The organism is Micromonospora zhanjiangensis (genome assembly GCF_042650605.1).
GTDB lineage: Bacteria > Actinomycetota > Actinomycetes > Mycobacteriales > Micromonosporaceae > Micromonospora_J > Micromonospora_J zhanjiangensis.
In genome coordinates, this window is record NZ_JBHSBN010000009.1 from 1 (window position 1) to 21633 (window position 21633).

The 21633-nt window shown below is 72.6% G+C and carries 23 protein-coding genes; 13 read left to right on the forward strand and 10 right to left on the reverse strand.

Translation table 11 applies throughout. From position 1 onward, the window contains the following. Positions 1-360: 360 nt before the first annotated feature. Positions 361-1263, reverse strand: coding sequence for a serine hydrolase (locus tag ACFOX0_RS15095; RefSeq protein WP_377545952.1), 903 nt, complete (start codon positions 1261-1263; stop codon positions 361-363). Between the two features lie 36 nt (positions 1264-1299). On the opposite strand from ACFOX0_RS15095, the gene ACFOX0_RS15100 reads away from it, so the two are divergent. Together ACFOX0_RS15100 and ACFOX0_RS15105 are read left to right on the forward strand one after the other, a co-directional pair. Beyond that, positions 1300-2292 carry a LysR family transcriptional regulator gene (locus ACFOX0_RS15100; protein ID WP_377545954.1) on the forward strand — a complete coding sequence of 331 codons (993 nt, stop codon included), beginning with the start codon at positions 1300-1302 and terminating at the stop codon, positions 2290-2292. Between the two features lie 296 nt (positions 2293-2588). Continuing rightward, positions 2589-4271, forward strand: a complete 1683-nt coding sequence (locus tag ACFOX0_RS15105) for a serine/threonine-protein kinase (protein WP_377545956.1) — start codon at positions 2589-2591, stop codon at positions 4269-4271. A 111-nt stretch (positions 4272-4382) separates the two neighbouring features. On the opposite strand, the gene ACFOX0_RS15110 is transcribed toward ACFOX0_RS15105, so the two are convergent. Then, positions 4383-5177, reverse strand: coding sequence for an SGNH/GDSL hydrolase family protein (locus ACFOX0_RS15110; RefSeq protein ID WP_377545958.1), 795 nt, complete (start codon positions 5175-5177; stop codon positions 4383-4385). A gap of 367 nt (positions 5178-5544) precedes the next feature. Here ACFOX0_RS15110 and ACFOX0_RS15115 point away from each other — a divergent pair, with 367 nt between their 5' ends. Together ACFOX0_RS15115 and ACFOX0_RS15120 are read left to right on the forward strand one after the other, a co-directional pair. Beyond that, positions 5545-5892 (forward strand): hypothetical protein, encoded by a 348-nt coding sequence (locus ACFOX0_RS15115; RefSeq protein WP_377545960.1) that lies wholly within the window; start codon positions 5545-5547, stop codon positions 5890-5892. 211 nt (positions 5893-6103) lie between these two features. Beyond that, on the forward strand, positions 6104-6757 hold the full coding sequence (locus ACFOX0_RS15120) for a hypothetical protein (protein WP_377545962.1): 654 nt from the start codon (positions 6104-6106) through the stop codon (positions 6755-6757). A gap of 317 nt (positions 6758-7074) precedes the next feature. On the opposite strand, the gene ACFOX0_RS15125 is transcribed toward ACFOX0_RS15120, so the two are convergent. Further along, complete coding sequence (locus tag ACFOX0_RS15125) at positions 7075-8169, reverse strand: Glu/Leu/Phe/Val dehydrogenase family protein (protein WP_377545964.1); 1095 nt, start codon at positions 8167-8169, stop codon at positions 7075-7077. A 110-nt stretch (positions 8170-8279) separates the two neighbouring features. On the opposite strand from ACFOX0_RS15125, the gene ACFOX0_RS15130 reads away from it, so the two are divergent. Continuing rightward, positions 8280-8756: an Lrp/AsnC family transcriptional regulator gene (locus ACFOX0_RS15130; RefSeq protein ID WP_377545966.1), complete on the forward strand. Its 477-nt coding sequence runs from the start codon at positions 8280-8282 to the stop codon at positions 8754-8756. Here the strand turns inward: ACFOX0_RS15130 and ACFOX0_RS15135 are convergent. Further along, complete coding sequence (locus ACFOX0_RS15135; protein WP_377545968.1) at positions 8748-9584, reverse strand: class I SAM-dependent methyltransferase; 837 nt, start codon at positions 9582-9584, stop codon at positions 8748-8750. The two genes, ACFOX0_RS15130 and ACFOX0_RS15135, sit on opposite strands and share 9 nt — an antisense overlap. 92 nt (positions 9585-9676) lie before the next feature. Next, entirely contained in the window at positions 9677-10054 is a 378-nt protein-coding gene (locus ACFOX0_RS15140) for a nuclear transport factor 2 family protein (RefSeq protein ID WP_377545970.1), read from the reverse strand. A 211-nt stretch (positions 10055-10265) separates the two neighbouring features. Here ACFOX0_RS15140 and ACFOX0_RS15145 point away from each other — a divergent pair, with 211 nt between their 5' ends. Further along, positions 10266-10784, forward strand: coding sequence for a pyridoxamine 5'-phosphate oxidase family protein (locus ACFOX0_RS15145; RefSeq protein ID WP_377545971.1), 519 nt, complete (start codon positions 10266-10268; stop codon positions 10782-10784). A gap of 18 nt (positions 10785-10802) precedes the next feature. On the opposite strand, the gene ACFOX0_RS15150 is transcribed toward ACFOX0_RS15145, so the two are convergent. Then, the gene (locus ACFOX0_RS15150) at positions 10803-11312 is read right to left on the reverse strand and encodes a MarR family winged helix-turn-helix transcriptional regulator (RefSeq protein ID WP_377545973.1); all 510 of its coding nucleotides are present in this window, start codon (positions 11310-11312) and stop codon (positions 10803-10805) included. A 74-nt stretch (positions 11313-11386) separates the two neighbouring features. Between ACFOX0_RS15150 and ACFOX0_RS15155 the strand changes: the two genes are divergently transcribed. Further along, positions 11387-12730, forward strand: a complete 1344-nt coding sequence (locus ACFOX0_RS15155) for an MFS transporter (protein WP_377545976.1) — start codon at positions 11387-11389, stop codon at positions 12728-12730. A gap of 160 nt (positions 12731-12890) precedes the next feature. Here the strand turns inward: ACFOX0_RS15155 and ACFOX0_RS15160 are convergent, their stop codons facing one another. Further along, the gene (locus ACFOX0_RS15160; RefSeq protein WP_377545978.1) at positions 12891-13733 is read right to left on the reverse strand and encodes an alpha/beta fold hydrolase; all 843 of its coding nucleotides are present in this window, start codon (positions 13731-13733) and stop codon (positions 12891-12893) included. A gap of 454 nt (positions 13734-14187) precedes the next feature. Here ACFOX0_RS15160 and ACFOX0_RS15165 point away from each other — a divergent pair, with 454 nt between their 5' ends. After that, positions 14188-15051 (forward strand): helix-turn-helix domain-containing protein, encoded by an 864-nt coding sequence (locus ACFOX0_RS15165; RefSeq protein WP_377545980.1) that lies wholly within the window; start codon positions 14188-14190, stop codon positions 15049-15051. 113 nt (positions 15052-15164) lie between these two features. Beyond that, positions 15165-16100, forward strand: coding sequence for a rhomboid family intramembrane serine protease (locus tag ACFOX0_RS15170; protein ID WP_377545982.1), 936 nt, complete (start codon positions 15165-15167; stop codon positions 16098-16100). A 59-nt stretch (positions 16101-16159) separates the two neighbouring features. On the opposite strand, the gene ACFOX0_RS15175 is transcribed toward ACFOX0_RS15170, so the two are convergent. Further along, positions 16160-16531 carry a winged helix-turn-helix transcriptional regulator gene (locus ACFOX0_RS15175; protein WP_377545984.1) on the reverse strand — a complete coding sequence of 124 codons (372 nt, stop codon included), beginning with the start codon at positions 16529-16531 and terminating at the stop codon, positions 16160-16162. Positions 16532-16605: 74 nt separating this feature from the next. On the opposite strand from ACFOX0_RS15175, the gene ACFOX0_RS15180 reads away from it, so the two are divergent. Then, positions 16606-16959 (forward strand): putative quinol monooxygenase, encoded by a 354-nt coding sequence (locus ACFOX0_RS15180; RefSeq protein WP_377545986.1) that lies wholly within the window; start codon positions 16606-16608, stop codon positions 16957-16959. 84 nt (positions 16960-17043) lie between these two features. Further along, the gene (locus ACFOX0_RS15185; protein ID WP_377545988.1) at positions 17044-17502 is read left to right on the forward strand and encodes a hypothetical protein; all 459 of its coding nucleotides are present in this window, start codon (positions 17044-17046) and stop codon (positions 17500-17502) included. 142 nt (positions 17503-17644) lie between these two features. Here ACFOX0_RS15185 and ACFOX0_RS15190 read toward each other — a convergent pair whose 3' ends face one another. Both ACFOX0_RS15190 and ACFOX0_RS15195 read right to left on the reverse strand, forming a co-directional pair. Beyond that, on the reverse strand, positions 17645-18385 hold the full coding sequence (locus tag ACFOX0_RS15190) for a dienelactone hydrolase family protein (RefSeq protein WP_377545990.1): 741 nt from the start codon (positions 18383-18385) through the stop codon (positions 17645-17647). Positions 18386-18629: 244 nt separating this feature from the next. After that, positions 18630-18989 carry a hypothetical protein gene (locus ACFOX0_RS15195; protein ID WP_377545992.1) on the reverse strand — a complete coding sequence of 120 codons (360 nt, stop codon included), beginning with the start codon at positions 18987-18989 and terminating at the stop codon, positions 18630-18632. Between the two features lie 183 nt (positions 18990-19172). On the opposite strand from ACFOX0_RS15195, the gene ACFOX0_RS15200 reads away from it, so the two are divergent. Then, the gene (locus ACFOX0_RS15200) at positions 19173-20078 is read left to right on the forward strand and encodes a phosphotransferase enzyme family protein (protein WP_377545994.1); all 906 of its coding nucleotides are present in this window, start codon (positions 19173-19175) and stop codon (positions 20076-20078) included. Beyond that, complete coding sequence (locus ACFOX0_RS15205; protein WP_377545996.1) at positions 20068-21609, forward strand: hypothetical protein; 1542 nt, start codon at positions 20068-20070, stop codon at positions 21607-21609. Before ACFOX0_RS15200 ends, ACFOX0_RS15205 begins: the two co-directional genes overlap by 11 nt. Positions 21610-21633: the final 24 nt, after the last annotated feature.

Consider the following 21633-nt stretch of genomic DNA (forward strand, 5'->3'; position numbering starts at 1 on the left):
CCCCTGCGGAGCAGCCCACGACCGAGACGTCAACGCCGCCATCAACATCAAGGCCGCCGGACAGGCGGACTTCAACGACCGCGGAGCGCACATAAGACCAGGACTCGTCCCGGCAGCGCGCAGTGAAACGGTAACCCACCCGCACGTTGCGCCCTCCACGCGCAGCGTGGAGGGAATCCTCGTCCTGCAGGGCGAGGAGGATGTCAATGGAACGACACCCGATGCGCACAAACGACCCGGCCCACGACGCGCGAACGCGGCGGGGCGGTGTTCAGGGCCCGCAGCGAGGTGCTGCGGCGCCGGGGGGGTCGGTGGCGGGTGCGCGGGCGGGCGGTGGCCGGGTGCGCGGGCGGGAAGCGGTCAGGGGCGGGCGCGCAGGGTGTCGACGGCCAGCCGGGCGGCCTCACCGATGGCCAGGTCGACGTCGACCGGACGGGCTCCGGGCCGGTCCACCCGGGCGAACACCGCCAGCGCGTACCTTTCACCGGCCGGGAACTCGGCGACGCCGGCCTCCATCTGCAACTGGGGCAGCGTGCCGCTCTTGGCCGCCACGCGTACGCCGGGCGGGAAGCCGGAGGCCAGCCGGGTCCGGGACACCTGCCGGGCCATCAGCGCCCGGACCAGCTCGCAGGCCGATGTCGGGCCGGCCCGGTCGGTCCAGATCAGTTCCAGTAGCCGGGTGATCTCGCGAGCGGTGCCCGAGGTGGTCCGCTCGGGGTCGTAGATGCTCAGTTCCCGGACCCGCTCCGGCGACAGGGTGGGGAAGATCCGGGCGAACTCGGCCTCGTCCCGGGCACCGACGTCGGCCAGCATCGACTCGACCAGTTGCCGCGGTCCGCCGATCACCCGCAGCCCGGTCAACCCCAACTCGGCGGCGAGCAGGACCAGCAGCTCCCGCCCACCGATCCGGCGCAGCAGCAGGTCGGCGGCGGTGTTGTCGCTCACCGACATGGCGAAGTAGGCCAGGTCACGCAGGGACACCTCGGCGTCGTCCGCGCAGCCGCCGGTGCCCCAGCCGCCCAGCCGGTCGACCGCCCGGACGGTCATCCGCTCGGTCGGGTCGACCTGCCCGGCCGCGGCCTGCCGGGCGAACTCCAGCACCAGCAGGATCTTGAAGACGGAGGCGAGCACCACCGGCTCGTCGGCGCGGACCGCCAGTTCGCGCCCGTCGGCCAGGTCCACCGCGCGTAGGTGACCGGTCGCCCCGACCCGCGCGAAGACCCGGTCCACCCGCTCGGCTGCCGCACTCCCCCGATCCCGCACCGTCCTCACGATAGAGCCGGGGCGTAGGGTGCCGCCGTGGACCTGCTCCGACACCTGCGGCAGTTCGTGGTGGTGGCGCGGGAGCTGCACTTCGGTCGGGCGGCCGAGCTGCTGGGCATCGCGCAGCCGCCGCTGAGTCAGTCGATCCAGCGGTTGGAACGCGAGCTCGGTGTGGAGTTGTTCGACCGGTCGCGTCGCCGGATCCGGCTCACCACGGCCGGGCAACTGCTGCTCGCCGAGGCGGACAGCCTGCTCGCCGGGCAGGAGCGGCTGCACAACCTGATGCGCCAGGTCCGGGACGGCGCGCTGGGCACGCTCCGGGCCGGGGTGCCACCGGACACCCCCGCGGTGACGCTGCGGACGCTGCTGGCCGACCTCGCCGAGCAGGCTCCGGGGCTGGACGTCGACCTGCACGAGCTGACCACCGCCGAGCAGCTGCGGACGCTGGCCGAGGGTCGGCTCGACGTCGGGCTGGTGCACCATCCCGTGCCCGCCGACGACCTGCGCCTCGGCCGGGTGGTGGAGGAGCCGCTGGGTGTCCTGCTGCCCCGGGACGGCGCGCTGGCCCGGGATCCGGAGTTGGAGCTGGCCGCGCTGGCCGGGCTGGACCTGATCCTCCCGCCCCGGGCCGCCGCACCCGGCTGGCACGACCACGTGCTGACGGTGTGCCGGGAGCACGGCTACGTACCCGGGCGGGTCCGGCCCGCCGGTAACCCGGAGTTCCTGTTCGGCCTGGTGCTCGGCGGGCACGGGGTGGCCTTCGGCCCGGCGGCGCTGGCCCGGCGCGAGCCGCGGCTGGCCTGGCGGCCGGTGGTCGGGCAGCCGTTGGCGCGGCGGGTCTCGGCGGCGTGGCCGGCCCGGTCCGCGCACCCGGCCGCGCCGATGTTCGCCGAGCGCGCCGCGGCGGTGCTGGCCGGCGCCGAGCCGGCCGCCCCGGTGCTGGGCGCGGCGGATCCGGCGGTCCGGCCGTGGCTGGTGCTCTACGGCGACGGGTCGACCGCTCCGGAGCGTGACCGGTCGCTCGCATAGCTCCCGGATCACCGGTACGCCGCGTGACAAAGTGGGTTGCCTGGATAGGACATCAGTCTCACCACGCCGAGCCGGATCGCCGAGAACTTCGCGCTGTTCGACTTCGAGCTGGACCAGGCCGACGTGGACCGGATCAGCGCCCTGGACAAGGGCGAGGCCGGCCGCAACGGCCCGAACCCGGACGCCTTCGACTACGTACCGGGCTGACGCCGGTCAGCTTCCTTGATCCGTTCCCCGCCCCGTAGGCTGCGCTGGGCACGCACCAGCGACGCGTACGGGGCGGGGTGTTTTTGTCGATGCTGGAGCTGGACGGGTCCGATCCTCGGGTGGTCGGGGAGTACGCCCTCGTGGGACGGCTCGGTGAGGGCGGCATGGGCCGCGTCTACAAAGGCCGCTCCCCCGGCGGCCGGACCGTCGCGGTCAAGGTCGCCCGAGCCGAACTCGGCGCCGACCCCGCCTTCCGCGCCCGCTTCCGCAGCGAGATCGCCGCCGCCCGCAAAGTCGGCGGCTTCCACACCGCCCACGTCGTCGACGCCGACCCCGACGCCAACCCACCCTGGATGGTCACCGCCTACATCCCCGGCCCCTCCCTCGCCGACCACATCGCCACCCACGGACCCATGGACGAAACCGCGCTACGCGCCCTCGGCGCCGCCCTCGCCGAAGCACTCCGCGCCATCCACGCCTGCGGCCTCGTCCACCGCGACCTCAAACCATCCAACATCATCATCAGCGACGACGGACCCCGCGTCCTCGACTTCGGCATCGCCCACGCCCTCCAAGAAACCCGCCTCACCGGCACCCACATGCTCATCGGCACCCCCGGCTACCTCGCCCCAGAACAAATCCAGGACAAAACCGTCGGACCCCCCTGCGACATCTTCGCCCTCGGCGCCGTCCTCACCCACGCCGCCGGCGGCACACCCTTCGGCACCACCGGCGGACACATGGCCCTCCTCTACCGCGCCATCCACGACCAACCCGACCTCAACGCCGTTCCCCCAGCACTACAACCCGTCATCGCCGCCTGCCTCGCCAAGAACCCCACCCAACGACCCACCCCCGACCAACTCCTCACCACCCTCACCACCAGAACGACACCACACCCCGACCGACCCGCGGTACACGGCGACGCCGTACCGGTCCGCAGCACGAGAGGCGGGGCCGACGCCGTACCGGCCGACGGAGCCGGCGCCGCACCGGTCTGGACCGTACGGGAGGAAGCCGCGCCGACGGTGTGGGGCGTCACCGACCCGACCAGCCCGACCACGGCGAACCCGGTGCCGCCGGCCCCGCGCTCGCCGTTGCCGCCCACCCGGCGCGACGCACCGCCACTCGTTCGACCGGCGCTGCCGCCGACCCGTGTGGCGGGGCCGGTCTCGGCCGGGGTGGCCCCGGCCGGGCCGCCCCTGGTGTTCGAGGCGCCGCCGTCGTTGGAGCGGCTGTTGGCGGCGCCTCCGCTCTTCGCGATGATGGCGGCCGTCACCTTGGTCGGTATCGTCCTCGCCTCGGTGCAGGAGTACGGACCGACGCTGCGGACCATCTACGGCACGGTCGCGACCCTGCTCGACCTGGGCCTACTGGCCGGCGTCATGGTCGTGCTGGGCGCGAAGAGGACCGTGACGCTGGACGAGAACGGGCTCACCGTCCGGCAGCGACGCGGGCTGGGCGCCAACCGCGAGTTGGCCCTGCCGTGGCAGGTCATCACTGCGATCGGTCGGGTCGGGCCGCTCGACCGCCTCCGGGTGCGGATCCGACTTCGCGAGCCGGTGACCGGTCGGCTGGCGATGGGCGGCGTGAGCCACTTCGCGCCCGATCTGGTGGAGGTGGACGTTCCCTGGCCACCGCGCCGACGGCTGCTGCGTCGGATGGTCGACCATGCACCGACCCCGTCCGACCATCACCCGGACAGCGGCGCGCGAATCCTCGGCCAAGCCGTCCGCACGTACGCCCCGGGCGTCGGTCTCCATTACCTCTGAACGCGCCGACGACCTCGAACCACGGCGTCGTGGTGGACCGGAGGTGTGCGGAAGTGCCCCCGGCTATGGAGAGAGCGATAACCGGGGGCACTTCCGCACATCAAGGCGGGGTCAGCCGGCCGTGGAGCGGAAGACCGGGTAGTAGCCGCCGGACTGACCGGCCGAGGTCGGGTGGTACGAGATGTTGATGTCGACGATGTTCAGGGCGTGCAGCCACTTGCTGCCGTAGCTGCACAGCTGGTGCCCGACGAAGCTGGACCGCACGTCGGCGAAGCGGAAGCCGTGCCGGGAGGCGGCCTGGCTGAGCACCCCGTCGAGCAGGTTGATCCCCTCGTTGATCTTCGCCCGGGACTCGGCGCTGAGTCCGACGCAGACCGTGCCGAGCTGGTAGAAGACCGGGTAGTCGACGACCACCACGCGGGCGTTCGGCGCCTTCGACCGGATTCCGTTGTAGACGTTGTCGAGCAGCCCCGGCAGCGTGCTCTGCACCTTGTTCTCGGCCACCTGGACGGCGTTGACGCATTCGGTGGTGCCCTGCAGCACGCAGGTGGTCATGATGCTGCTGAACCCGACGTCGTTGCCGCCGACGGTGACGCTGACCAGCGTGGTGCTGCTGGACAGCGCGGAGAGCTGCGAGTTGATCACGTCCGAGGTGGTGGCACCGGAGCAGGCCACCGAGGTGAACGACGCGGGGGCGTTGGCGGCGGCCCACAGTGCCGGGTAGGCGTTCGGGCTGCGCTTGCAACTGCCGCTCTCACTGCCGGCGCCGAGACCGGCGGCGTACGAGTCGCCGAGGGCGACGTAGCGGTCGCCGGCGGCGGCCTGGGCGGGGTTCGCCAGCGTGAACGTGGCGACGATGGCTGTCAGCGAGGTGGCGGCCAGGGTAGCGAGACGGGATCTCCGCACGTCGTCCTCCGGGGGTAAAGGATGATCAGTGCGAATATAGATACCATTAGATAAACCTGTTGCGGAAGAGTTAAAGTTGTAACCGGTTCGCCGCAAGATCCTTTGTATCGCTGGTGTAACGCCCGGCGTCCGACCGACGCCTGTAGAGGCAGTACGTTGTCCTCCCCCCACGAGGAACCTGGCGGTCGGCGGAGAGAACAGCCTCCCCAGCCCGCCGACCGCCAGGTTCCTCCCCCCGGCCCGGCGTCCGGTGTGGAGCGGTCCGGCCGGACGGCGCCGGTTCACCGCCGGCGGATTCGATTTCCGGCCGATCGGCCGATGCCTTATGGACAGACGCCGGTGGTCGCTGTCCGTCACAATCACGGGAATGTACGGGTTGTTTCTGTTGGCCGAGCGGTCCGCCGCCGAGGGTCGACCACTGGCCCTGGTTCTCGTCTTCGAGGGCCTCTTCACCGTGGTGCCGCTCCTGATCACGGTGCTGTCCCTGGTCGCCGCGCGACGCGGCCGGCAGCCGGTGCGGCGACCGTCGGGACACCCGTGGACCTGGGCCGCGGTCGCGGCGACCTGGATCCTGACGCTGGTGGTGCTGGCGGTCCCCGCCCGACCCGCGACGGTGGTCCTGGTGATGGTGTCCCAGTGGTTGACCTTCCTGGCCGGCCTGCTCACCGACTCCACCCGGCGGGGGCAGCAGATCACGGCCCAGCGGCTGCCCTGACGGTCCGGAGTCACCGCGGCCCCATCCCGCCGGCGGGACCGGACCGGCGCCCCGGCGGGACCGGACCGGCGCCGTCGGAGCACCGGACCGGCTTCATGATTCGGCTCTCCCTCGCGTGGGGGAGGGTGTTCCCGTGCGGGAGCGAGGTGTCCGGCCGTCCCGGCGGCGAGAGTCGGTGAGGAACGACAACCGACGCCCCGGAGGGGATCGCATGACCACGCTCACCCAGGCATCCGTACCGGTCGGACGGCTGCGTACCGCGTGGCGGGCCGCCCACGCACCGGTGGCCGGCGTGCCACGCTGGGCGGCGATCACCGCCTACGTCGTACCGTTGACGGCGCTGCCGGCGAGCCTGTGGCGAATCGCCGCGGTCACCTGCCATCTGCCGCTGATCAGCGACGCCGCGCGCTCCGAGGACGGCGGCAACCTGCCGACCTGGCTGCCGGTCGAGGTGTACGTGGTGCTGCTGTCGGTCTTCTCCGAGGTGGTGGCGTTCACCGCCGTCGGATTGATCGCCCGCTGGGGCGAGGTGTGGCCGCGCTGGCTGCCCGGCCTGCGCGGCCGGCGGGTGCCGCCGCTGGCCGCCGTCGTCCCGGCGACCCTCGGCGCGCTGGCGCTGACCCTCCTGTGGACCGCCGTCACGGTGAACGCGCTCACCGGGCGTGACCTGCAGGGCCGCCCGCTGTCCGAGATGGCGGCCACGATGACCAGCGGTTGGCAGACCGTGGTCCTGGTGGTCAGCTACCTGCCGCTACTGCTCTGGGGCCCGCTGCTCGGCGTGCTCACCGTGGCGTACTGGCGGCGGCGGACCGGGGCGGTGCCGGCCGTCCGGTCGGCCCGGTTCACCCGCGTTCGAGGTTCCTGATCATCGTTTCCAGGCTGGCGACCGTCCGCCGGTAGTCGTCGGCGGTCAGGCCGGCCGTGGTCAGCTCGCGCGTCACCCGTACCTCGCCGGCCAGGGTGTCGAACAGGGTGCGGCCGGTGTCGGTGAGCGCGTAGTCGGTGCCGCGCCGGACGAGACCCCGCCGGACGAGCGGTACGAGGTGCTGTTCGGCGGTCTCGCCGGCGGACCGGTCCAGGAACGGCGCGACGGCGTCGTCCAGGGCGTCCGGCGGAGTGGGAGCGTCGGCGAGGGTACGCCGGCCTTGCCGGTCACGGCCTTGCCGGTCACGGCCTTGCCGGTCACGGCCTTGCCAGGTCGAGGCGTCGCCCGTCGAGGCGTTGCCGGGCGAGCCGGTGCGCCGCCGCGGCCGGGGTGTCGCCGGTACGCGCGGCGTCGGCCAGGATGCGCGCCAGCGTGTCACCGATGCCGCGGACCCGGGCGACGGCCCGTTCGGTGGTCTCGTGGTGCAGTTCGACGGCGGTGGCGTGGATGATGCCGCCGGCGCTGACCACGAAGTCCGGTGCCCACAGGATGCCGCGCCGGTGCAGCAGGTCGGCGGTGGCGGGCGCGTCGAGTTGGTTGTTGGCCGGACCCGCGACGGCGGCGCAGCGCAGCCGCGGCACCGTGTCCGGGTTGAGGATGCCGCCGAGCGCGGCCGGCACCAGCACGTCCACCTCGCACCCGAGCGCGTCCTCGGGTTCCCGCCAGGTGGCGCCGAGTTCGTCGGCGAGGGCCCGCCGGCCGGGGTCGACGTCGGTCACCACGAGGTCCGCCCCCGCGGCGGCGAGCTGCCGGGCGAGGTGACCGCCGACCCGGCCGAGCCCCAGGACGGCGAGGCGGCGGCCGGCCGGTTCCGGCGACCCGAACGCGGCCGCGCACAGGGCACGCAGCGCGGCGACGACGCCGGTGGCGGTGTGCACCGACGAGTCACCGCTGCCGCCGTCCGCCGGCGGCCGGCAGAAGGCGTACGGGGTGCGTTCGGCGATGATGGTCATGTCCCGGGGGCCGGTGCCGATGTCCGGGCCGGTCGCGTAGGCGCCGGCCAGCTCGGCGATGGTGTCGGCGACGTCGTGCAGGATCGCCCGTCGGGCGGCCGGGCCCGGGACGTACCCGGTCGGTAGGGCGACGACGGTCTTGCCGCCGCCGTTCGGCAGGCCCGCGACGGCGCACTTGTCCGTCATGGCGGCGGACAGCCGCAGGGCGTCGTCCAGCGCCTCGGTCCAGTGCCGGTAGCCGGTGAGCCGGCAGCCGCCGATGGCCTGGCCCAGGACGGTCGAGTGCACGGCCACGACGACCGGTACGCCGGACCGCGGGCCGCGCCGGACGCGGACCTGCTCGTGCTCCAGCGGCGGGCCGGACCCGCTCGGCGGACCGTCCTGCGAGATCGGGCGCATGGCGACAACCTCCGTACGTGAGTCGGACAACACGCCGAAAGTTAGCCGTCTCCACGTCTGAATTGGACGATGATCGAACGATATTCGGACGTCGAAGGGAATTTCCGGCCGTGGACGAACTTGATTCGGCGATCGTGCGGCATCTGCAGCGCGATGCCCGGCAGACCAACCGGGACCTGGCCCGGGCGCTCGGCGTCGCCCCGTCCACCTGCCTGGAGCGGGTACGCGCGCTCCGGGAGCGGGGCGTGATCGCCGGCTACCACGCCGAGATCAGCCTGCCGGCGCTGGGCCGGCACGTGCAGGCGTTGCTGCACGTGCAGGTCCGGCCGCTCAGCCGCGAGGTCATCGAGTCGTTCAAGCGCTACGTGACCCCGCTGCCCGAGGTGCTGTCCGTGTTCGTGGTGGCCGGCGGCGACGACTTCCTGGTCCACGTCGCCGTGCCGAGCGTGGACGCGTTGCACGCGTTCCTGATGGACAAGGTCAGCAAGCGGCGGGAGATCGTCGGCTTCCGCAGCTCGATCATCTATCAGCACTCCCGCAACCAGGTGCTCGCGCCGCTGCCGACCCGGCCGGAGTCGTCACCCTGAGCCGTCGCCACCGCCCGACTCCGAGCCGCCGCCCGGTTCGACCACGGTCAACAGGTACGTCGAGTGGACCACCACCGGTGCGGTGTCGCCGCCGGCGGCGTCGACGAAGCAGCGCCGCAGGTCGGCGAGCAACCCGTCCCACGCCCCGGTCGACTCCAGTTCGGACCGTTGCGCCTGCAGGTGACCGGCGGTACGGGTCCAGAAGCCGACCGCCTCGTCGGCGGTGCGGAACTCGAAACGCACCGACGACGTACCGCTGGCGACCGACGCTCCCGCCGCCCCGAACAGCCCACGGACGAAGTCCGGGTCGCCCCACCTGACCGGTGGCGTACCCGCCGGATCCGGCGGCGGCAGGTACGGCGCCATCGCCCGGTTGGTGGCGGACATGAAACTGTCCGGCGTCCACGCGGCCACCACGACCCGCCCGTCGGGCCGACAGCACCGCAGCAGTTCGCCGGCCGCGGTCCGGGGGTCGGGCGCGTACATCGAGGCGAAGACGGACAGCACCCGGTCGAAGCTGTGGTCGGGCGCGTCGATCCGTTCCGCGACGCCGTCGCGCCAGGTGACGGTGAGGTCTTCCCGCTCGGCCCGACCGGCCGCCACGGCGAGCAGTCGCGCCGTCGGGTCCGTGCCGGTCACCCGGGCACCCGCGCGGGCGGCGAGCAGGGCGGCGTTGCCGGTGCCGGTGCCGACGTCCAGCACCCGCTGGCCGGCGCGGATCCCGGCCGCGTCGACCACCGCCGCCGCGGCGGGGAGCAGGCGGTCGGCCATGGCGGGATAGTCACCCGCGGCCCAGGTGTTGGTCTGCCCGCCACCGGTTGATGTCATCGCCGTACTCCCGACCGTTTGTGGTGTCGAAACCGCACCGGCACAGCATGCCGTACCGGTGCCGTTTCCCACCTCCCCCGGCCGCGGCCCGGTCACAGCGGTCGCACGTACCCGGCGCGCCACTGCGGCGACGGGTCCGAACCCGGACACGTCCAGTACTCCCGGCCGTCGACGACCCTCCCGTCCCGGACCGTCCAGAACGACGCCACCCGGTGCAGCCCCATGGTGTCGTGCGGGACCTCCACCTCGGACGCCACCCGCTCGCCGTCGGCCACGATCCGGAGCACGTCGATGGACCATCCCTCCGGATACTCCGCGTTAATCCGTACGTAGTTGTCGCGGCCGACGATCCGCTCGGCGCTGACCGGCCACTCCACCACCACGTCCTCGGCCAGCAACCCACCGAGCCCGACCCAGTCCCGGGCCTGCATGCGATCCCACAGCTCACGAACGATCTTTGCTGACTCCATGCGCACATCCTGGCAGCGACCACCGACAAAAACGGCGAACGCCCGTGCCCGGTGGGATTGCGCGCAGCGGGTCGTGCGTGCCGCGCGGTACGTCCGGGCGGCCGACCAACGGAATCCGGCGAACCGGTGGGGCCGGCGGACAGCCCCGCGGTCGCGCCGGGTCGCGGCCGATTCCCGCGGAAGTGACGGATCCGCTGGCTACGATGGCGCGATGCGTGAGACGGAAGCAGAACTCGACGAACTCCAGACCCTGCTCGACGCTTCGCTGGCTCGTTCCACCGCCCACGCCCGCTCGATCATCGACGGGCGCACCATCACCGCGCGGCAGCTCACCCAGGTCCTGACCGGCATGTGCACGTTGGCACTGTCGACCGTGACGGCGCGGAGCGAGCCGCGGATCAGCGGCGCGGACGGGCACTTCCTGCACGGCCGGTGGCACTTCGGCACGGCACGCGGCGCCGCCAAGGCCCGTCATCTCGCCGCCCGCCCCGCCGCCAGTGTCGCGCATCTGCGCGGTGAGGATCTGGGCGTCTTCACCCACGGCAGGGTGGAGATTCTCAATCCCCGGGACGGCGAGCCGGCCGCCGACTGGCCGGACCTGCTGGCGTACTTCAAGGACTTCTACGGTGACGACGCGTTCGACTGGGACGAGGACATCGTCTACTACCGGCTGCACCCGCACTGGATGACCGTTTACGCGCCGGACGTCGACAAGCTCCTCGCCGGCTGACCGTGGCGGCGCCGGGGCTCAGGGCTGGTCGCCGCTCTCGATGGTCGTGGTCAGCTTCTTGAGCAGCCGGTTGAGGGTGGCCAGCTCCCCCTGGGACAGGACGCCCAGCAGCGCCTCCTCGTCGCGGCCGCGCAGCGCCATGGCCCGCCGCCAGATGGCCACGCCCGCGCCGGTGGCCTCCACCTCGATGCCGCGCCGGTCGGTGGGGCTGGGGGTGCGCTTGAGGTAGCCCGCCCTCTCCAGGGCGTCGAGCCGGCCGGTCATTCCGGCCGGGGAGACGCCGAGGTCCTCCGCCAGCGCCCGCGGCGAGGCCCGACCGGGGGTGTCCCGGATCATCAGGTGGTGCAGCGTCTCGTACTCGGAGGGTTGCAGGCCCACCTCGGTGGCCGCGCTCCGGGCGCTGTCCTTGAAGTGCCGGTTGACCTTGCCGATCCGGACGGTGGCGGCCTCGATCTCGTCGTCGAAGGACACGTCGATCCAGTGGTCCCGCCAGCGGGCGACGTGTCGGTCGGCGAAGTCCTGACCCATGACCGGATCCTAACAGTCGTTCGGTGGCGAAAAGTTCGTTGACAAATTATTTGCTGGCGAAATAGTTTCCCTCCATGACCGCTGCCCCGATCCTCGCGCCGGATGCCGCCTCGCCCTGGCGCTCGCCACCCTTCCGCCAGCTGATGGCCGGCCGCACCCTGATCAGTCTCGGCTCGGCGATCACCCCCGTGGCGATGGCGCTCGCGGTGCTCCGGCTCGGCGGTTCCGCCACCGACCTCGGCCTGGTGGTGGCCGCGTACGCGCTGCTCGACGTGGTCACCACGCTCTTCGCCGGCGTGCTCGGCGACCGGTTCTCCCGCACCGCCCTGATGCGCGGCTCCGCCGCACTGGCCTGCGTCTCCCAGGCCGTCGTGGCGGTGAGCCTGGGTACGGGCGTGGCGAGCGTACCGATGCTCGCGGTCATGAGCGCCCTCAACGGTGCCCTGGCCGCGATCGCCGGTCCGAGTTCCCGGGCCGTGGTGCCGCAGACCGTGCCCGCCGCGGCGCTGCCGACCGCGGTCTCGGTGCTGCGGCTGGCGCAGAACACCGCCATGGTGCTGGGTTTCAGCCTCGGCGGCCTGCTGGTCAGTCTCTTCGGACCGGGTTGGGCGATCGGCGTCAACGCCGCGGTCTCCGCCGCCGCGGCGGTCTGCTTCACCGTCATGACGGTCGCGCCGCTGGCCGCCCCCGCGGCCGGCTCGCTCCTCGGCGACCTGGGCGCCGGCGCCCGCGAGGTCTTCCGGCACACCTGGCTCTGGGTGCTGATCATCCAGGCGCTGGTCTACCACCTGGTCTACGGCGGCGTACAGGGCGTCGTCGGGCCGGTCATGGTGACCCGGATCTTCGGCGAGGCGGCGTGGGGCTGGTCCCTGGCCGCGTTGATGGTCGGCTTCATGGCCGGCGGCGTCGTCACGTTGCGCTACCGCCCGAGCCGGATGCTGCTGTCCGGTACCGCCTTCCTGGCCCTGACCGCCTGCTTCCCGCTGGCCATGGCGCTGCCCGTACCGCTGTGGGTGGTGCTGGCCGGCGCCTTCCTGCACGGCTTCGGCCTGGAGATCTTCAGCGTCAACTGGGACCTGGCGATCCAGCAGAACATCGCCCCCGACAAGCTGGCCCGGGTCTTCGCCTTCGACCAGGTCGGCTCGTTCGTGATGCGCCCGCTCGGCCTGGTCCTGGTCGGCCCGGTCGCCGAGCGGCTCGGCGAACGCCACTGGCTCGTCGTCACGGCCGCCGTGATGGCCGGCTCGACCGCCCTGGCCCTGCTGCCGCCCTCCGTGCGCGGCCTGCGCCGCCAGTCACCGCCGGCCACCCCCACCCCATCGCCGTCCGACCCCGTCGCACCCCCGCCGTCCGACCCCGTCACACCGCCGCGACCCGATCGCGTCCCGGCCGCCGCCGGCGACCAGCCGGCTCCCTGACCGGTCCCTTCCGGGTACGCCGACAGCGCGACCCGATGCTGCGCCGACTGGGGAATCTCAGTGTCGCTCCAACAGCACTCAGATTCCCCAGTTCGGCGCGCCTCGTCTGTTTCTGCTTTCCGACGACGTGCCCGCAACCACCGGACGGAGCCGGATGCGGTCAGCGGGAGCCGGTGGCGGGGCCGGAGTGGCCGGCGGCGAAGGCCAGCAGGAGGGCCGCGGTCCGCTGCGGGTCCTCCAGCATGGGCGAGTGCCCCACGTCGGGCAGCACCTCGACCGTCGCGCCCGGGACGGCCCGGTAATCGGCGGCCGAGGAGGACCGCCACCTCCGGTCCTGCTGGCCGAAGATCACCAGCAGCGGCCGACCGAGGTCCGCCAGCCGTTCGGGCAGCGGACGCTGCCCCAGATATTCCTCGGCCGCCTTCGACGTCGCGGTCAGCGAGTGGTACGTCATGCCGCGCACGTCGTCGACAATCCCTTGTGGAACCCGGTAACCGGGCCGACTCACCGCGGTGCTCAGTCCCCGGCGCAGAATGCCGTCGGTCCGCGCCCGCCACAGCAGCTGCCCCAGCACGGGCACGAACAACAACTGGCCGACGGGTCCGTCCGAGATGAAGGCGTCCAGCCGGGGCCCGGTGTCCACGAGTACGAGTGCGGTCACCAGGTCATTGCGCTGTTCGGTGAGCGCGGTGGCGACGTATCCGCCGGTGGAATGGGCGACGACCAGGGCCCGCCGTACGCCGAGCCGGTTCAGCACCTCGCCCACCCGGCGGCCCTGGTCCGGGATCGAGTAGCCGTCGCCGGCCGGCTTGGCCGACCCGCCGTGCCCGAGCAGGTCGACCCGGACGACCCGGTACGACGCGGCCAGCGCCGGCACCACGGCGTCCCACCACCGGGTCGAACCGGCGAGCCCGTGGACCAGCACCAGCACCGGGGCATCGGGCGGCCCGTCCTGCCGTACGTGGACGCTGCCACCGGCAACGGTCACCATCGAATCCCCCATGGGTTCACCTTCCTGCCTCGACACCAGCATCGCGTTTACCAACAGCAGCATGATCACCGCGAGCGGGACGACCACGGCCACGACGCGCCGCCTACGACGGTTCCACGCGCGCCCGGTGCCCAGTCCCCTGTCGGTACCGGCGTGCGCTTGACCATCGCCGACGTGCGCCCCTCCGGCACCCGCCGACGACTTGCCATCGCCCGCGCGCGACTCCTCGCCGCCTGCGTGCGACTCGGCATCGTCAGCGGGTCGCTCGTCGGTGCCCGCACGCGGTGCACCGTCGCCAGCGCGTGACCCCTTGCCGCCCGCGGGCGGGTCGCCGTGGCCCGCGGGCGGGCCGGTGTCGTTGGGCTGTGCGGCCCGGGAGGACGTCGTCATGGGCCCACTGTCGCCGGCCGCGCCCGCTCCGGATTGAACGAATGTTCCCGTCGACCGGCGCGGATAGCATGTGCCGATGCGGTTCACCGTACGCCGCCGGGCCGGTGCGATCGTGTGGGACGTGGCACGGCCCGCGCGACCCGGCCGGCTGCCCGGAGTCGGCATGACCGGATTCCGGGACCACGGCACCGGCGCGGCCGGTCCGCAGGTGATCCCGCACCCGGCCGTGACGCTGGCCCTGGACTTCGGTGCCGGCCCGCTCGTGGTGGCCGACGCCGTCGGGCGGGAACGGTCCGGCAGCCTCGTCGCCGGACTGGGCTTCGGACCCGGTCCACTCTGGGTGCGGGGCGCGCACTTCGAAGCCGTACAGGTGCGGTTGTCGCCCTTGGTGGCGCCCGCGCTGCTGGGGATCTCCCCCGGTGAGCTGGACGGCGCCGTGGTGTCCCTGGACGGCCTGTGGGGCCGGGAGGCGGCCCGGGCGCGCGAGCGGCTGGCCACCGTCGCGGCGTGGCCGGACCGGTTCGCGCTGGTCGGGGCGCTGCTCGCCGACCGGCGGCGGACGCGGTGGTCGGTGGACCCGGAGGTGGCCCGGGCCTGGCACCGGATCGTCGCCGGCGGCGGCCGGGTCCGGGTGGACGGGCTGGCGGCCGAGGTCGGCTGGAGCCGCAAACGCCTGTGGACCCGGTTCCGGGCGCAGATCGGCCTGCCGCCGAAGCAGGCGGCGAAGCTGGTCCGGTTCGACCGGGCCGCCCACCGACTGGCCGCGGGCGGGCCCGCCGCCCGGGTCGCGGCCGACACCGGGTACGCCGACCAGGCCCACCTGCACCGGGACGTCATGACCTTCACCGGCCTGACCCCGGCCACCATGGCCGGCGAGCCCTGGCTGGCGGTGGACGACCTCGCCTGGCCGACCACCGGACCCACGCACCTGAGCCGGTAGGCATGTTCCGCGGTCGTGCCGGCTGGCTACCATTGCGCCGCCGAGCCGGCCCTCGCCCGGCCGTCGGCGCGCACGCGGAACCGCCATACCACTCATTACGGGGACAGCACCTGATGGACACGACGAACACCGGACAACCGCCGACCGAGACGGCACCCACCTGCTTCCGGCACCCGAAGCGGGAGACGTACGTGCGGTGCAGCCGGTGCGAGCGGCCCATCTGCCCGGACTGCATGCGGGAGGCGCCGGTCGGGTTCCGCTGCCCGGAGTGTGTCCGGGACGAGAACCGCACCGTACGGCAGTCCCGGACCGTCTTCGGCGGTCGATCCGTCGGACGGCCGGTGGTGACGTACACGCTGATCGCGCTCAACGTCCTGGTGTACCTGGTGGAGCTGGTCCGGCCGTCGATCGTCGGCCAGTTCGACAACCTCGGCACCGGGCTGGTGGACGACAGCGGCCGACGCTTCGTGGACGACGGTTACAGCTATCCCGGGTACCACTTCGCCGGCATCGCCAACGGCGAGTGGTACCGGCTGATCACCTCGACGTTCCTGCACCTGCAGCCGACCGAGGGCATCTTCGGGATCACACACATCCTGTTCAACATGTACTGGCTCTGGCTGCTCGGGCGGATCCTGGAGGAGCGGCTGGGCGTACTGCGCTTCCTGGCCGTGTACCTGCTCTCCGCGCTGGGCGGCTCGGTGCTGTTCTTCCTGGTCGACCCGCACGGCAGCGCGGTCGGCGCGTCGGGCGCGATCTACGGCCTGGCGGCCTGCTACTTCGTGGTCAGCCGCCGGCTGGGTTACCAGCCGCTGGACCGCAACCGGATGCTGATCTGGTTGATCCTGTGGCTGGTGCTGTCCGCGGGCTTCACCGCGTGGGAGGGCCACCTCGGCGGGCTGCTGGTCGGCGGCGCGGCGGCGGTGGGCATGGCGTACGCGCCGCAGCGGCGCCGCGGCCTGGTGCAGGCGGCCGTGGTGGTGGCCCTCGTCGTCCTCCTGGCCGCGCTGGTCGTGCTGAAGTCGGCGGGCCTCGACGCGTCCCCGTGACGGGTGTGCCGGGCGGACCAGCCGCCCGGCGGCCCCGTCGAGAGGCGCGAACGTGAGGTTCAGGGCGCCTTCGGATTCGCCGGGGAACCCGGCCCGGTGGCCGGTCCGACGGGCGTTCCGGTACGGGCGGCCCGTGCGGCACCCCAGTCGTAGAGTGCCTGCAGCACCGGCGCGAGGCTGGCCCCTTCCTCCGTGAGCCGGTACTCGACGTGCGGCGGCGTGGTGTCATGGTCGTACCGCAGGATCAGCCCGTCGGCCACCAACTCGCGCAGTCGTTGGCTGAGCATCTTTTCGCTCACCCCCGGCATCCGGCGGCGTAGTTCACCGTAGCGGTGTACGCCCTCCTTGAGGTGGGCCAGGATCACCGGCCGCCACTTGCCGCCGATGATGTCGACGGCGAGTTCCACCGGACAGTGGTACCGCTCGGGCATCGTGAGCCTCCCCGGGGGTACGCACCAGAAGGTGCGTACTTGATCACTTCGGTTGTGGATGCTGGGCTGTCACCATGGTCGTCGAATACATCAGATACCGGGTGCCCGAGAAACGGCGTGCCGACTTCGAGCCCGCGTACGAACGGGCCGCCGAGGCGTTACGCGCCGCGCCGCAGTGCGTGGACTACGAGTTGAGCCGCTGCGCGGACGATCCGGGCTGCTACATCCTGCGCATCACCTGGACCTCGGCGGACGACCACCTGCGCGGTTTCCGCGGCGGCCCGGTGTTCGGCCGGTTCTTCGCCGCCGTCAAGCCGTTCGTCGAGGACATCGAGGAAATGCGGCACTACCACCGGACGTCCGTCGCCGGCCGCGGTGGCGCCGCCCTACCGGACATCGACACTACAGCGCGTACCCGGGTCCCGTGAGGCACCCGGACATGGATGATCCGCTCTGTAGGACGATGGTGGCCCCCGCGCGGGTTGCCGCGCCGGATCACTGTGGAGGAACGTGTGCGCAGAGTAGCGCGACGACTGGCCATCTCGATCACCGCCGCGGCCGTGGCCACCGTGGCACTCGCCTCGCCGGCCCAGGCCGCGAGCAACCCGTACAGCGCGGCGCAGGCCTGCGCCACCGACTTCGGCGGCTCCTGGGCCAGCGTCAGCGACGGCCACCGGTCGATCACCGCGCCGGACGGCACCAGGGTGGGCGACGTGTACCTGATGTACAACAGCGGCACCGGCTACAACTGCGTGGCCACCATCAAGCGGGTCGCCGTCGGCTCGTCGACCGGCGTCTCCGCCGGGATCCGGGTGGAGGGCAGTTCCTGGGCCTACCGGTCCGGGAACTACAAGTACTACCAGACGATCCAGCGGTCCGCGGTGGACAAGTGCGTGATGTACACCGGTGAGGTGCTGTACGGCACCAGCTGGCAGGGCGGCGGCCGGTTGAGCTGGGGCAACTGCGGCTGAGCCGCCCCGACGCCCGGTACCGGCGACGGGCCGGTACCGGGACGCTCGGGACGGCAGTACGTCCGCCGGGCCGTTCGGGACGGCTGCGTGTCAGCCGGCCCGCTCGGCACGGCTGTGTGTCAGCCGGGCCGGCCGCTCGGCGTCACGTCAGGTGCCGGGCGAAGAACCGGTTCCCGGCGTCCGCCTCGAAGTGCGGGACGCCGGTGTGCCCGCCCATGTTGGCGTGCAGCGTCTTCTCCTTCGAGCCGAACGCGTCGAACAGGTCCAGGGCCTGCTGCCGGTCGTTCCCCTCGTCGTCCCACTGCAGCAGGACGTGCAGCGGGATGGTGACCTGCCGGGCCTCGGCGAACATGCCGCGGGGCACGTAACTCCCGGCGAACAGCAGAGCCGCCGCGACGCGCGGCTCGACCACCGCCAGCCGTACGCCGATGGCGATCACCCCGCCCGCGTACCCGACCGGGCCGTCGATGATCCCGGGCAGTTCGAGAAGCGCGTCGATGGTGGCCCGCAGTTCCGGGACCGCCTGCTCGACCAGCGGGAGGACGAGCCGGTCCACGACGTCGTCGCCGGGCCGCTCGCCGGCCGCCAAGGCCCGGCGCAGATCGGCGCGGGCCTCCTCGACGGCGGCCAGCCGGGGTCGGTCCCCGCCGCCCGGCAGTTCGATGGTGGCCGCGGCGAAGCCCTGCGCCACGGTGTGCCGGGCCCGGGCCGCCAGCCGGGGATACATCCGGCGCAGTCCGCCGGGGTGCCCCATCAGGATCAGCGGGACCGGTACGGACTCGGCGGCGGATTCGGGCGTCCACAGGATGCCGGGGACGTCGCCGAGGGTGAACTCGCGTTCGAGGACGCCGTCGTCGAGGCGTTGTTCGGTGGTGAAGTTCATGGCCGTGCCTTTCGGGAGTGCTCGTGTGACGGCGCTCCCGGACGACCTATCGTCCGACCGTGACTCCCGAGAGGAACACCCATGTCGATACTGCGTTCACGGGTACCACCTCCTCGTTCCCTGGCACGGCCCCCGGACGGTAGCAGCGGTCACCACGACCCGCCAACGGGTTTTCGCGGAGGCTCCGCCATGCATCAGTCGGCGGGTCGCCAGACGCTACGGGCCATCGGGCAACCGCCTCCGGTCAGAACTCGCCGTTGGCGTGCTGCTGCGATCCGCCGCCCGGCCCGTACTCCCCGAAGCCGAAGACGTGGAAGGGATCCGTGATGGGATCGCTTGGGTCGACGGGCGGCGCCGGCGGCTGGACGACCGGCTGACCGTCCACCAGGGCCTTGACGGCCTCCACCAGCCCACCCGACCCGAGCAGCGCGAAGATCCCGCCGAAGATCAGCCGGACGGCCAGGGTGCCGGCACCCCAACCGGCGACGGACACCAGCCCGAGCAGCACGGAGGCGCCGAACGCGGCCAGGGCCGCGCAGAATACCGCCGTCACGGCGACCGAGGCACGCTCGGCCCGCGTCATTGCTCGGGTTAGTCGTGGCATGGAGTCAGGATAGGGACGATCCGATCGACGGTCGTGACCCTCGCTCCGCTTCTCGCGGATCGAGCCAAATCCGTCAACCGCCCCACCGGTCGCGCCGGGGATCCACGCCCGGTCCTTGCCCGCGGTCGGTGGCGGGGAGGGGGCGGCTTGACGCGGCACCCGGGGAACAGGATGCTGAGGGACATGTCGGACGTCACCGCCAGCGATCGTTCGTTCACCTCGACGGTCGCGCGGGAGGTGCTCGACAAGGCATGCGACCTGGTCGGCCTGCGCGCCGACGACGCCAGCCTGATCCGCTTCGGTTCCAACGCCATCTTCGAGCTGCGCGGGACCCCGGTGGTGGTCCGGGTCGGCCGCTCGCCGGAACGGATGCCGGTCTTCGAGCGCGAGCTGTGCGTGGCCCGTTGGCTGGCCGACCACGACGTCCCGACCGTGCGGCCGTACGACGGCGTGGAGCACCCGCTGGACGTGAACGGTCATCCGGTCTCGTTCTGGCACCGGGTGGAGAGCGCCGACCCGCCACCGGGCGCCGCCGACCTGGCCCGGCTGCTGCGCGGCTTCCACGCCGCCGGCGACAGTCCGTGCGAACTGCCGACGCTGGACCCGCTGGGCGACGTACCGGCTCGCCTCGCCGCGGCCCGTGGCATCGCCGACGAGGACCTGGACTTCCTGCGCGGCCGGGCCGAGGAGCTGCACCGCCGCTACGGCGAGCTGACCTTCGAGCTGCCGGCCGGGCCGCTGCACGGCGACGCGTACGTGGGAAACCTGCTCGGCCGGCCGGGCGCCGCCGTGCTGCTGGACTACGAGTCGGCGGCCGTCGGCCCGCGCGAGTGGGACCTCACCCCGGTCGCGGTGGCCCACCGCCGGCTGGGGCTGCCGGACCGCGACAACGCGGCCTTCACCGAGGCGTACGGGCACGACGTCACCGCCTGGGCCGGCTTCCCGGTGCTGGCCGGTATCCGCGAGGTCACCATGACCACCTGGCTGATGCAGAACGTCGGTGAGGGCCAACACCTGGCCGACGAGTTCCGGCTCCGGGTGCGGTCCCTGCGCGACGGCGACGACACCGCCACCTGGCATGCCTTCTGACGTCGCACCCGCCGACACGGCCCCACCCGCCGACGCGGCCCCACCCGCCGACACGGTCCCACCCGCCGACGCGCCGACCGTCGCGCCCCAAGCCTCGGACCCGCCGCCCGTCGCCACCGTCTGGCGGGTCGACCCGCCGACCAGCCGACAGACAGTCAGGATCACCAACATCTACGGCACCCGCTGGGAGGACGTCCGGCACCCCGGCAACGACGGCGCGCTGACCCGGCACCTGCGCTTCGGCCGGCTCGCCCGGTACGTCGAACTGGCCCAGGACCAGCTCCCGCACGTCGCCGACCGGCTCGACCTCGACCCGGCCACCCTGACGTTCCGCCGCTGGAACCCCGACGGCGCCGTGTCCGCCGCGCGACTGTGGACGATCGTGCTGCCGTCCGGCCAGGCCGTCGTCGCGCTCACCCTCGACGTCACCGCCGACCCGCTGGAAACGATCGAGCTGCTGGAGGACTGCTACGCCCTGGATGTCAGCGTCGACGGGACCGCCCTGGAGACGTACGCCTGCGAAAGGGCGACCGGCGACGGCGCCGCCTGCCCGGGCATGGTCTTCGAACCGGAACGCCATCAGGTCGTCTTCGCGCGCAGCCTGCCCACGGCGGACGCCGAGGACATCACCCAGAAGCTCATCTACCGCAGCCACCTGCCGTACCGGCGGGAGTTCAGCGCCATCAGCTATCCGGCCGAGCTGAACCGGCGGCCCGGCGCGACCGTGGCGGTCGGCCCCTACGTCAGCGTGCTCACCGGCCAGCAGGACTACATCGAGAACTGCGCCTTCGTCTCGGCAGCGCAGGCCGTCGGGAGCTGGGTGCGGCTGCGCTGGATCCGCGACGAGGCGTACGAGGATCTGCGCCTGTTCCGGCAGACTCCGGCCGACGGGCGGAGCCTGACCACCCGCCGCCGTACCCTGGAACGCGTGGTCAACCAGCTCGGCAACCTGGAGCTGGAACTCAGCTACAGCGTCGAATCCACCGCCGACCTGGAGATCCTGGTCCCGTCGCTGCGGGTCGCCGGCTACCACAACACGCTGTTCGACTGCATGGGCCTGTCCGCCAAGGCCGGCACCGTGGGCCGGATGCTGCAACGCCTGGACCGGGCCATCCGCGCCGACCTGACCGCCATCGAGAGCATCGAACGCCGCGCCGACGAGGAACGCCGCACCCGCTGGGCCATCGCCGTCGGCTTCCTCAGCACCGTCGCCCTGCCGATCACCCTGATCCTGGCGTTCTTCGGCATCAACGCCCGCGAGGTCGACCAGAGCCTGTCCATCTTCGACCACCACTACCTGACGCTGTACCTCTTCGTCGCCCTGGTCGTAGCGCTCGGCCTGGTGCTCTCCTTCGGCCTCTACGTCCAGCAACGCCTGCTGGCCCGCCGCGACCGCCGCACGCCGCCGCCCGCGACGACCCGCACGGCCGTCCCGCTCACCGCCCCGATCCCCCGCCAACCGGCCGCCGTCCCCACCCCACCGCGACCCCACTCCACCACGGCCCCCGCCCGCGACCGGCCGGGTCCGTGACGGACCTCGGCGGTACGCGGACAG